Source organism: Alteromonas sp. McT4-15, assembly GCF_020515205.1.
GTDB lineage: Bacteria > Pseudomonadota > Gammaproteobacteria > Enterobacterales > Alteromonadaceae > Alteromonas.
The window spans coordinates 66,066-78,368 of record NZ_JAJALG010000005.1 but is presented as its reverse complement, the minus strand read 5'-3'; the positions used below and the strand labels follow the sequence as shown (position 1 = coordinate 78,368).

The window sequence follows — 12,303 nt, the reverse complement described above, 5'->3', positions numbered from 1 at the left end:
AAAATAATAATATAAACGTCACATTTCTTATTAATCAGCAACTTACGGCTTTAAAATAAGTTTATTTATTAATTAACTCCACTGTACTTAGGGTCAGGGAAAGTTGAGTTGTCATATAGCGCGGTCGCTTGTGTTTTGAAGAAAAATAGAAAGCGTTTAGCGACCTAAGATGGTGCTAAGCGATTTACTTCTGCACAAAAAAAGAGCACCAAATGGTGCTCTTTTTATTTACCTAATCGGTAACTTTTTGCGCGTTATTGCGCGTAGTTTGCTAAAAACGCATCAAAGTCAGCTTGAAACGCCTCCTTCAACCGCATACATTGCATAGACTCATCTTTCATTATTTCTACGCCGCGAGGCATACCCTGATGGTCATCTGCTATAGGGGCGTAGAAGTTAGTCGCTAGCTTGAGGTTATCCGCTGAGCAGGTTACCGAGACAAACTCAGGCATGCGCGATACATGATAATCAGGCATTTTTGCAATCAAAGCCGTTTTGTTTTTCGACAGCCACTCATACAACATTGTATGGTCGTCTAAATTACGCGCTACTCGCACTACCATATATAGCGTGTTAGCAGGCGTAATGCTGTCGGTCAGCGCCAAATCAAGCATCTTAAACACCGTCTCTTTATCGCTAAAATGCATTGAGTAAATAAGCGTATTTTTCACGTTTGGCAACTGAGCTTCATTGAATGCTTTTTCTAAGCTATCAAACCATTTTGCATTGTTTGCGCCTTGGCTATTTTTAGTTGCTATTGCAATTGCGGTCCCCGCTATGCCTGATGGCACACTAGTAGTATCTTTAATGTAACGCTTCGCAATGGCTTCACTTTGCTCAACAAGCGTGCTGTTATTTGCGTGCATGCCTAACAACGTGTACAACTGGTTACGCAAGCGGATCACGTCGGTCGAGTCGCTCTCACTTTGCTCAAGTGATAACTTGTTAAGTAGTGGTAGATAATCTTGATTTAGCAATGCCGCAAATTGCGCTTTATTGCCCTCATTGACCAAATAATCAAATTCAGCTAATACACCCACCGCAGCGCGAATCACTTCAGCGTCATTATCTTTCGCCAATGCATTCAACACTTTCATTACGCTATCAACGCCAACCTCATTCGCATTAAGCAGTGCTTGGTAGTTGTATAGTAAGTTTTTCTTTTCACGTTTGTTCAACGCATCAATATTATTTAACAATGCATTGAGTTGCCCAGCCTCAATTGACCAACGGAAGTAACCTGTTGCGTTATCATTGGGGAATACCCACTGTGCTTCTGCTAGTTGCGGTAGTGAAGTGGTTTTCTTGTCAATAAAGACAACGTCATTTTTGATTTTCCCGTTAACTTGATAGGTCAGTTTAAGTGGTATAGCCCACGTTTGCTGCTCTACTTCCGCACCTGCCAAATGGAATCGAGTCTGAGTTACTTTGCCATCTTTGCCAATGTGAATTAGAGGATAGCCCGGCTGCTCTAAATAGGCTTTCATCATAGCACTAAGGTTGAAGTCTGATACGCCGTCAAGTGCAGCCCATAAATCGTCAGCCACAGTATTTCCCCATGCGTGCTTATTCATGTAATTGCGCACGCCTTCGCGGAACTTTTCCGTACCAATTAAAGACTCAATCATTTGCAAAATTGACTCGCCTTTAGAGTAATTAAGTCCAAGACCATCCATCACGTCAGGCTGGCTCTTTACTACTTTCTTAACGGGCTTCACTGTCGGGCTTGCATCTGCGCCAAACGCACCTTCTTGCACAATGCGATCTGCATAATTAAGTTCAGGATACAGCTCTTTCATAGTATGACTTGCTGCCCAAGAAGCAAAAGCTTCGTTTAGCCATAAATCGTCCCACCACGCCATAGTAACTAGGTTTCCGAACCATTGGTGAGCAAGCTCGTGCGCAATAACATTTAATGGGCGTGAACGCTCTGTCACACTAGGGTTATCTTCTAGTAACAACAAACTGTCGCGATAAGTAATTAACCCCACATTTTCCATAGCGCCGTGAGTAAAGTTTGGCACTGCAACAAAGTCCATTTTTTTGTATGGATATTTAATGTCGAAGAAGTTTTCAAGCGATGCCAAAATCTCTGGCGTATGCTTGATAACAAATTTGGTTTTATCCGCATACCCTTTTGGTACATAGATGCGACCAGGAACAGGAAGGCCTGTCATTTCTGCACTGTCAAATGGTCCTACAGTGTATGCGATCAAGTAGGTCGGCATAGGTTTTGTTTTTTCGAATAAAACAGTCTTTACGCCCGCCTCTACAGATTGCTTCTCAACGGGCGTATTACCTACAATAACTTGATGCTCGGGTGCGCTAATAGACATCTGATACGAGATTTTAAAAATGGGTTCGTCAAAGCTAGGAAAAGCCTTACGAGCATGCATGTCTTCAAACTGCGTAAAAATATAATTTCTATCTTCAAAGCGTGACAGATACATGCCGTCAGATGAGGTATTCACTTTGCCCTCAAACGCGATCCGCAACGTGTACTTGCCCGGCTCAATAGCCTCTTTTGCCATCCCCCAATTGATATCATATTCACCAACGGTTACATCCAGAGCAATTTCATTACCACCAGCAATCAACACGGCTGAAGTCACGGTCAAATCTTGCTGATAAAACCCAACTTTATTTGTTTCTGTGTTTACTGTGACGTTTATTTCAGTGGTTCCTGAATAGGCAGGGTTATCGGGGTCGATATTAAGGTGAATTTTTTGGAAAGTCGGTGTAACAGATTTAGGTAAGCGATAGTCAACATCTGCTGCGTATGCAGATGTGCCAAGCAGCGACGCAAATGTAAGCAGCGTCACCACCGCTCCATAGAGCGCAGTAAGTCGTTTCATGGTGTTTTTTATCCGTAGAGTGGGAAATAATCCCTATTTTTATCCACGCATAAGGATAAATAGGTCTGCGTGCTATGGCAATGAAGCGGGCAATTGTCGCCCTCACAAATTGTTACTAATCATTTCAAAATCAGCCTATCGCGTATAAAAAACACAAAATCAGAAGTGATATCGGCGAAGCTGCATCTGCATTTGCTTAATCTCTTCTACTAATGCTCCACAACTTATTGCGACGTCATTGGCGTAATCTGTATTGGCCTTGCCTACTTCGTGAATGGTCGCCAGCCCTTTTTTAACGCCATCGGCAACGCCTTTTTGCCCTTCCGCCATAGTGGCTGCATCTTGATTAAGTGTAGTGATGCGCGCTACAGCGTTTAAAGCCTGATGAAGCGAATCACCTGCTTTCTGAGTTATGTCGACCGTCTTGAAGGCAGTGTCTTTATTTTGCTGCATTTTTTCAGACGCTTCACGACTACCGTGTTGTAGACGCTCAATCATATTTCTAATTTCTTCAGTCGATGATTGTGTCCGGCTGGCTAACGACCGGACTTCATCGGCAACCACTGCAAACCCTCTGCCCTGCTCGCCAGCGCGCGCAGCTTCGATGGCAGCGTTAAGTGCTAGTAAATTCGTTTGCTCAGCGATGGTTCTAATAACTTCCATTACGCCGCTAATCTCTTCACTGGCTTGCGCAAGTTCTGAAATAACTTTCACAGACGTATCAACATCGTTGGCCTGTAGTTCAATATCGTGAATAGTTTGCGCTAACACATTCACACTGTTTCGTGTGTCAGAGTCTGCCACCTTAGCCGCCTCACTCGAACTTTGAATAGTGCCCGACACTGTGTCTGCATTTTGTTGAAGCAGCACAATTGCATCGTCGATGTTTTGGGCTTCTTTCGCCAGTTCAGCAACGGTCGCCTTAGATTTACCTGCTGTTGTGTTCAGTGTTTCAGACTTGGCCAACATTCTGTCTGTGGCTTCATCTACGCACTGCAATGTTTCTTGTAACTGTCCTAAAAGGCGATTGAATGCTTTCGCCATTGTTCCGAACTCGTCACTTCTTGCTGCTTCAAACCGAAACGTTAAATCTCCTTCGCCTGAGGATAAGTTACTAACAACACCTATAAACTCATCTAATGGTTTGCCAACAATATGCTTAACAAGCAACCAAATAGTTAAAAGTATTCCCGCACTTGCCAGCACAATTTTAATAAATACTGCGAACACCGCTTGACCAATAAGCGCCGACTTTTCAGAGGAAGATGCAGCTAAAATAATGTCATAACCCCATGGCGCGAATGGCGTTACAGTCACTAACCAATCGTCGTCATTGGCAAGCGCCTCTTGTACAATGGCGTCGCTCACATGAGAAGAGTGCATTCGAATATTCCCTTTCGCGTCTCTAAGAGCGACAAAACCATCTTCTAGTAAATGGCTTTGCAATATGGCTTCTTCAAGAACCTTTAGGTCCGCAGAATACCCTACATACCAAATTCCAATGACGTTTCCAGATGAATCAAACATGGGCTCGTACCCTGTCAAGTATGGGCTTCCCAGAATGTCTACGGCGCCGTAATAAGCGTTTTTATTTTGAATTTGTTTAATGGCTTTACCTGAGGGGGCTAATTTAGTGCCTATGGCCCTTTCGCCATTTTTAATCACGTTGGTACTCACGCGAATGTAGTCATCACCTGTCTTGCTAAATAAGGTGGCGGTGCCCCCCATGACCTGTGTGAGTCCATCTACTAGCGTAAAATTATTAGCCTGCGGTGTATTTCCCAATAGTAACTGAGTAGCTGGCGTTGATTTGACCACAACGCTTGAAGCCTGACTTGGTGCGCCCAGTTCTGCCCCTCGTTGCTTTAGCAAAGCCATACTACTTTTTACTCTTTCAAGCATAATGGCGTCAGTCACAGTGAGAATATTTGAAAGGCGGTCAGCAGTTTCTTTTTTCTGCGTTTGTATTTTTTCATTTACAGATGAAGAGGTTGTAAAGACAGTAATGACAGCGATTATTACAGCAAAAAACGTAATAACTGCGGTCACTGATATTAGAAATTTACGCTGGATTGACATGTACTCTACTCACTAATTCAACAAGTGTAATATCGCCAGCACAGCCATGTGATTAGGTGGAGGATCCCTTAGCAATAAATTTAGGTCAAAAAAACACAAGCGCAACTTTTAGTACTTATTTCATATGCACTTTTCCACCCACAATTTTTAAAGAACGTTCGCCCCTTATCATTGCGCTTCGCGCAAACTGACTATTGCATGAAGGGCAGATGCCTTCTTCATCAGTGTAATCTTCGACAATTCGGGACTTGAAGCACTTCACCAGCGCCCCTTTGCCTCCTTTGCGGTATTTGTAAAGTTGGCATCGACATCTAGCACAAAAAATCTGTACCGTTTTGACAGGTCCTTTGGCATTTGGCTTCGCCATATTAATAGCCCTCCTTTTTTATTTAAGCATTAATCGGGCAGTGCTGATAAATAATTGAGATTGGCAAAGGCCATGATTACGTCTTTGGCAAAGTCCACTCGAGGGTTGCGCAGCGCGCCTTTTTTCCATACTAAATAAATATCATTTTCTGGCCCTAGTGGCCCTAAGGGAATTAGCTCGCCTTTTGCAATACTCTCTTTACATAAATAATCAGGCAAAACCGAGTACCCTATTCCAGCTTTGATTATGGTGCTAATGGCTCGAATATCTGGACACACAGCAGCTACTGGTGATTCGCACGGTGCATTGAAAACTTCTGAGAAGTAACGCCTGATTAGTGGTAGCTGCTCATCATATGTAACAACCTTATATTGATTGAGCATATGCGCAGTAATTTCCCGTTCGCCTAAAAGTTTTCCCTGCACTCTATTCATTACTAAAACAAGACGTTCGCGATCTAACTTTAAATATTCATATTGTGCATCGCTAGGCTCTGATGCGGTGATAGCAAGTTCAACAACGTCATCCTCTAGCAGACTATAGGTGCTTGTCTTGTTACCAATATGCATAACTAAATTCACTTTATCTGCTTGCAGTAAATTAGCCAACGCAGGGCCAGCAACAACGCTCAAATACTCGGCAGGACCCGCTAAATGTAAAGTGCCATGATCGGTTGACGCCCGACTTCGAATTGAAGCGACTTTTTGCTCTAAAACATCAATGTGACCTGCTACCTGCAACGCTAGGTCATCTGCAATCGGTGTGGGCTCAACGCCTCTTGCCTTTCTTACAAAGAGTTCTTTACCCACAATAGCTTCCATCGCTTGGATATGCGACGTTACCGCGGGTTGTGACATATGAAGTCGAGAGGCTGCGCGGGTTATGTTGCCGCTGCGATATACCTCAACGAATGTTTTAAGTTGTGTTAGGTAGGACATTTCTTCAACCCATCAGATTTTTGATGACTAATGCAAACTTATCTGACTTCTGCCTTCAAACCAAATCCCTTACGATGCTTGCACAATTTGATGCGACGGTAAAAACCAACGGCAGCGATATGTCATGGCCCAATCGCCTTACTTTCTGCTCAACTCAACCCGCAATCTTTTGAGTTAGCATTGAAAAAAGGTGACAAAGCCACATCACAAGAATGTAGTATTCGATCGCGAGCTCATCACGGGCCAGAACCCTTTTTCAGACGACTTGTTGGCAGAAAAATTGATTCAACAACTTAACGCTATAACTCAATAAGGACAGGCGAAATAACTATGCTTAATTTTACGTTTAAAAACCAAACCGAAATTTTATTTGGTAAAGGCCAACTAAGCGAAGTCTCATCTCGCTTACCCCAAGATGCGAAAGTGCTGTTTCTATATGGCGGTGGCTCTATTAAGAAAAATGGTATTTACGAGAAAGTCGTAACGTCACTAGAAGGTGCAGATGTAATCGAGTTTTCAGGTGTGGAGCCAAACCCTGAATTCGATACGCTGATGAAAGCAGTAGAAGTAGCGCGTGACAACAAGGTTAACTTCATCCTTGCTGTGGGCGGCGGTAGCGTAATTGACGGTGCCAAATTTGTGGCTGCTGCGGTTAATTTTGAGGGCGATCCTTGGGATATTCTTATCAAGGGAGCAGCATTTAGCAATCCGCTACCTATTGGTGCCGTTCTAACGCTTCCTGCAACAGGTTCGGAGAGCAATGGTAACTCAGTAGTAAATCGCAAAGAAACACAGCAGAAGCGTGCATTCTCGTCTGAAACTGTGCAGCCTGTTTTTGCCGTTCTGGACCCAGAGTTCACGTTCTCGCTACCGCCGAGACAAGTGTCAAATGGTGTAGTAGATGCGTTTGTACATGTCATTGAACAATACCTAACGTATTCAGTTAATGCGCCGCTGCAAGACCGCTTTGCAGAAGGTATTTTGCAAACGCTAGTTCAAGAAGGGCCAAAAGCGCTAGCGACACCACAGGATTATGATGTTCGCGCCAATGTTATGTGGTCAGCGACAATGGCACTGAATGGTCTAATTGGTAAAGGTGTACCGCAAGATTGGGCTACACACATGATTGGGCATGAGCTAACTGCTTTGCACGGGCTTGACCATGCCGTCACACTCGCTATTGTATTGCCGTCGCTAATGTTTGTTCAACGCGACAAAAAGCAAGAGAAAATTCTTCAGCTGGGCGAGCGCGTTTTTGGAATCACAGAGAGCGACAAAGAAAAAGCAATCGACTTGACGATAAAAGCAGTTCAAGACTTCTTTGAAACAATGCAAGTGAAGACAAGACTTTCAGATCACGGTATCGAGAAGTCTGAAATTGATGGCCTAATCGGCAACTTGGAACGCAATGGGTTAACTGCATTGGGCGAACATGGCGATATTGACCTCGCTAAAGCTCGCCAAATTTTGACTCTTGCGGCATAAACCCCGTTGCTAAAAGCCGATTACTTTTCCATTTTGGGTAATGGTAATCGGTGACATGTGCACATAAGCGCTGTTGTTTTACCGCATCCGATGAACGACAGTTACTGATGGTGTTACACTTTAGAAAAACGACTTCACTATGAAGTCGTTTTTTTTAGTTCAATGCGATAACTTGCTTTTTTCCAAAGTGGCGGTATGGTTTTCTAAACACTGCGGTAAGAGTAACGTATGCTGGATAGTGAATCTGTGCTTCCCTCTTCAAAACGCGATGAGCTTAGTGAATTGCGTAGAAAGCGGATATTTCAAATAAGCAATGTAACGAGCTTAGGTCTAATTGCGTGTTTGTTTGTTTCTCGTGGCATCACATTTGATATCTTCGCGATTAGTCTTTTTTGTATTCTTATTGCAGCTTTTCTGGCCCATAAGAAAGTAATGGCCTTGAGTAGTTACGTACTACTGGGCTCACTGTCCTCCATGTTGTTCGCTCTAGCAGCTACTGGTGCGGGTGTCTTCGACATGGCAATGTTGGGCTACCCCGGCATTATTATTTTCGCAGCTCTTCTTGGCGGGCGTGGCCTATTTATAGGCGTACTCTCTTTTATATTAGCCCTTTGTGCACTCATGACGTGGTTAATCATGAGCGGCACTATAGCGCCTAAAAGCCCCTATCTAAGCTGGACTCATCTTGTTTTTATTATGGTGATTTTCTGCGTTACCGGATTTGGTGTGTATGTGCTGGTGCAGGATATTCGCCGCTTGATGCAGTCGTTGCAGCAAGAAAACGCCAAAGTAGAACAGAACCGCATTCACATCCAGCACCTTGCTCATCACGACCCACTTACTAATTTGCCCAATCGGATACTGGGAGAACGACTATTCGTTCAAAAGCTCGAAGAGTGTGAAGAAAAGGGACTTCAATTGGCCTTGTTGTTTATTGATTTGGACAACTTCAAACCTGTAAACGACGCTTTAGGCCACGCAGCGGGCGATCGCTTTCTTCAGAAAATTTCGCAAACTATTACCGACAACCTAACTGCCAACGAGAATCTAATTCGCTTTGGTGGTGATGAGTTCATTGTATTGGCGTCTGAAATACATGATAAAAAGCAGTTAGATAAACTTTGTGACAACCTTATTACATGGTGCTCTTCAGAATTTGAAGTTTTACAGACGAAAATAGTCGTGTCTTGTTCTATCGGTATCGCGCAAGCGCCCTTCGATGGCGTTAAGTTTAAGCAACTTTGCCGAAAAGCCGACATTGCAATGTATGAGGCAAAACGAAATGGACGTAATCGCTTTGAATACTACGATGCCAAACTTGATGAAGAGAGCGATGAGAAATTCAAGCTTATTCAACAGCTTCGACCAGCCATCAATAACAATACGCTGGACGTTTATTATCAACCACTTGTGGATTTAGCCACGGGAAAAATTTGCGCTATGGAAGCGCTTGTGCGCTGGCCTCAAGCAGATGGCAGCATGATTTTTCCCAATAAGTTTATTCCGATAGCGGAAAGCAGCGGCCTTATCGCACCGCTAGGAGAATGGGTGTTACGCCAAGCTTGTCATTTTTGCGCAGAACAACATCAGTTAGGCAATACAGATTTAAGTATTGCGGTGAATTTATCTTTTGCACAGTTTAAAGACGGGAGCTTGCCTGAAGTGGTCTCTCAGGCACTAAAAGATAGTGGCTTGACGGCTGAATGCCTTGAGCTAGAGTTAACTGAAAGCATCTTAGCAGAGTCGACAAATAACGTTGTACAGCAATTACAAGCGATCAAACAGCTAGGGGTACAGTTCGCCATTGATGATTTTGGAACGGGTTATTCAAACCTTAATTATCTGCGTACATTTAGCGCTAAAAAACTGAAAATAGACCGTATCTTTGTTAGTACTTTGGGCGTAAATGAAAGTGAGGAACCCCTCGTATCAGCCATTATTAACATGGCCGAAAGCTTAGGTATGGTTACCGTGGCCGAAGGTATCGAAAATGAGGCTGCTTTGAGCAAACTGATTGAATTAGGCTGCCATATTGGTCAAGGCTATTACTGGAGTAAACCAATACCTGGCGACGAAATGGCAGCAATACTTATCGCTAATAGTGAATAGCTTCATTAAAGAGCGCGTTAACCTACCAGCCTGCTAAAAACCGTGATAAGTAACAAATTCACTATTGTCAGCGCGTGTTGAACGAACGTCGTTAGCGGGAAATTCAGGATCGGGATAACCTAGTGCAATACAAATCATAATAGCTTCATCATCGGGAATATTGGCGTATTTATGTACTACTTCAGACTGCATGATTCCTTGCCCGTTAATTACGCAACCTAATCCTAAATCCCATGCAGCCAATACTATGCCATAGGCAAGCGAGCCCAACCCAAACTGTGTGATGCCTGCAGGTTCCAGTGATTTATCGTATGTAAGTACAAGTGACACCGGAGCATCGAATTGCCTAAAGCCTCGCATCATCCAATCCATGCGTTTTTCTTTGTCTTCTCGCCCTATCCCCATTACGTCAAAAAGCTGAATTGCCACATCTATTTGGCGCTGACGATGTATACCTTGATAATCTTCTTTATATGGGAAGTCTCGAACATGTGGCTTACCGGCTAGGGTGTTTTCTGTATTCCCTTTTCTGATGTTGTCTAACACATCTCCGGTTACAACGTGAATTTTCCAAGTTTGTGTGTTGTATGAAGACGGTGCCCATTTTGCGGCATTGATGATGGCTTCTACCGTATCTTTTGTAACGGGTTGGTCGGTAAATCCACGAACACTTTTACGCGAAGCGGCAAACTCAGCAAAATTCATATCCTTTCCTAATGTCTTTTAACTTCAATTGTTAACGTAGAGTAAACAGCCCCCTACTTTGATGCAATGTACATCGTGTACTATTAGGATTGTTTGTTTTTATAGATATGTATAGCGCGAACTAAACCCTTTACTTGCCGCTGCCGTAGCAATGGCTACACATGAGTCAAACACACATGTAGTTAATGGAATTTGGCTTGAATTCAGAGCGCGTGAATGGAGTTTACAATGACGAAGAAACCACAACTAACCACCTCAGCAGGTGCCCCACTGGCCAGTAACGAAACCACAAAAACGGCGGGGGAACGAGGACCTGCCCTGCTTCAAGACTATCAACTTATCGAAAAACTTGCACACCAAAACCGAGAACGCATTCCAGAACGCGTTGTTCATGCCAAGGGCTGGGGTGCACAAGGCACATTTACAGTAACACACGACATTACTCAATATACGCGTGCAGATCTTTTCAGTGAAGTGGGCAAGCAAACAGAAGTACTCAGCCGTTGGTCAACCGTTGCGGGTGAATCAGGTGCCGCGGATACAGAACGCGATGTTCGTGGGTTTAGTTTGAAGTTTTACACGGAGCAAGGCAATTGGGATATGGTTGGTAACAATACGCCTATATTCTTCATTCGCGATGGCTACAAGTTTCCCGATTTTATCCGTACCCAAAAACGTCATCCAAAAACTAACCTACGCTCACCGGAAGCCATGTTCGATTTTTGGGCCGCACAACCTGAGAGTGTACATCAAGTGACTATCTTAATGTCAGACCGAGGCATTCCTGTCTCGCCAATGCACATGAATGGGTACGGCAGCCATACGTTTAGTATGTGGAATAAGGACGGAAAGCGTCATTGGGTTAAATTTCACTTTAAAACGCAGCAAGGCATCAAAAATTACACCAACGAAACGTCTGAAAAAATCATCGGTAGCACCAGAGAGAAATACCAAGAAGAGCTTTACAGTGCTATTGATGAAGGCAATTTCCCAAAGTGGACCATGTATATTCAAGCTATGCCTGAAGAAGAGGCAGGAAAGCAAGAATACAACCCTTTTGATTTAACTAAAGTGTGGCCTCATGACGATTACCCACTTATAGAAGTGGGCGAACTAGAAATGAATCGCAATCCAGACAACTATTTTCAAATGGTAGAGAACGCCGCTTTTAGCCCGTCTAATGTGGTTCCAGGTATCGGATTTAGTCCTGACAAGATGTTACAAGCGCGTATATTTTCATACGCAGATGCCCATCGCTATCGATTAGGTACGCACTATGAAGCCCTGCCTGCTAATGCTCCAAAGAACAGCGATGTAAATCATTACCACAAAGACGGTGCAATGCGCTTCTTCACCAATGATTTTGGAAACCCGGACGCCTATTATGAGCCCAATCAGCACAATGGACCTGTCGCCGACTTTTCTGTAAAAGAGCCTCCGCTAAGCATTGATGGCGATGCCGACCGATACAATCAAGAAGACGCTGACGTTGATTATGTTCAGCCAAGAAAGTTATTTAATCTTTTTTCTGACGAGCAAAAGCAGCGATTATATAAAAACTACGCAGCCGCTATGGGTCCATGTTCAGATAGCGTTAAAGAGAGATGGTACGCTGTTTTGGAAAAAGTTTCCTCGGAATATGCTGCAGGTGTGAGAAACGCAGTAGAGTCTCTTGATACAGATGTAAACACAGTTCCAATTACGGAAAATACGCCAATAGAAGATAACTAATTCAGAATAATGGCATCAATTAAAGCCTTATTGC

The 12,303-nt window shown here is 43.6% G+C and carries 8 protein-coding genes and 1 pseudogene; 4 read left to right on the top strand and 5 right to left on the bottom strand.

The genetic code is table 11. From position 1 onward, the window contains the following. Positions 1-254 precede the first annotated feature (254 nt). The 4 genes from LHL20_RS05975 to LHL20_RS05960 all read right to left on the bottom strand — a co-directional run bounded on the left by LHL20_RS05975 (position 255) and on the right by LHL20_RS05960 (position 6,239). A complete protein-coding gene (locus LHL20_RS05975) occupies positions 255-2,855 on the bottom strand; it encodes a M1 family metallopeptidase (RefSeq protein WP_226432638.1) in 2,601 nt (866 codons plus the stop codon). 159 nt (positions 2,856-3,014) lie between these two features. Further along, complete coding sequence (locus tag LHL20_RS05970) at positions 3,015-4,934, bottom strand: methyl-accepting chemotaxis protein (RefSeq protein ID WP_226432637.1); 1,920 nt, start codon at positions 4,932-4,934, stop codon at positions 3,015-3,017. A gap of 115 nt (positions 4,935-5,049) precedes the next feature. After that, a complete protein-coding gene (locus LHL20_RS05965; RefSeq protein WP_226432636.1) occupies positions 5,050-5,301 on the bottom strand; it encodes a hypothetical protein in 252 nt (83 codons plus the stop codon). A gap of 29 nt (positions 5,302-5,330) precedes the next feature. Next, positions 5,331-6,239, bottom strand: a complete 909-nt coding sequence (locus tag LHL20_RS05960; RefSeq protein WP_226432635.1) for a LysR family transcriptional regulator — start codon at positions 6,237-6,239, stop codon at positions 5,331-5,333. 102 nt (positions 6,240-6,341) lie between these two features. Between LHL20_RS05960 and LHL20_RS21170 the strand changes: the two are divergent. The 3 genes and pseudogenes from LHL20_RS21170 to LHL20_RS05950 form a co-directional block, all read left to right on the top strand. Next, positions 6,342-6,552 (top strand): annotated as a pseudogene (locus LHL20_RS21170) (type 1 glutamine amidotransferase domain-containing protein); the annotation flags it as partial. Positions 6,553-6,569: 17 nt separating this feature from the next. Continuing rightward, the gene (locus LHL20_RS05955; protein WP_159626094.1) at positions 6,570-7,724 is read left to right on the top strand and encodes an iron-containing alcohol dehydrogenase; all 1,155 of its coding nucleotides are present in this window, start codon (positions 6,570-6,572) and stop codon (positions 7,722-7,724) included. Positions 7,725-7,952: 228 nt separating this feature from the next. Continuing rightward, a complete protein-coding gene (locus LHL20_RS05950; protein ID WP_226432634.1) occupies positions 7,953-9,833 on the top strand; it encodes a putative bifunctional diguanylate cyclase/phosphodiesterase in 1,881 nt (626 codons plus the stop codon). A 33-nt stretch (positions 9,834-9,866) separates the two neighbouring features. Here the strand turns inward: LHL20_RS05950 and LHL20_RS05945 are convergent, their stop codons facing one another. Beyond that, on the bottom strand, positions 9,867-10,538 hold the full coding sequence (locus tag LHL20_RS05945) for a nitroreductase (RefSeq protein WP_159626098.1): 672 nt from the start codon (positions 10,536-10,538) through the stop codon (positions 9,867-9,869). 228 nt (positions 10,539-10,766) lie between these two features. On the opposite strand from LHL20_RS05945, the gene LHL20_RS05940 reads away from it, so the two are divergent. After that, the gene (locus LHL20_RS05940; RefSeq protein ID WP_226432633.1) at positions 10,767-12,269 is read left to right on the top strand and encodes a catalase; all 1,503 of its coding nucleotides are present in this window, start codon (positions 10,767-10,769) and stop codon (positions 12,267-12,269) included. Positions 12,270-12,303: the final 34 nt, after the last annotated feature.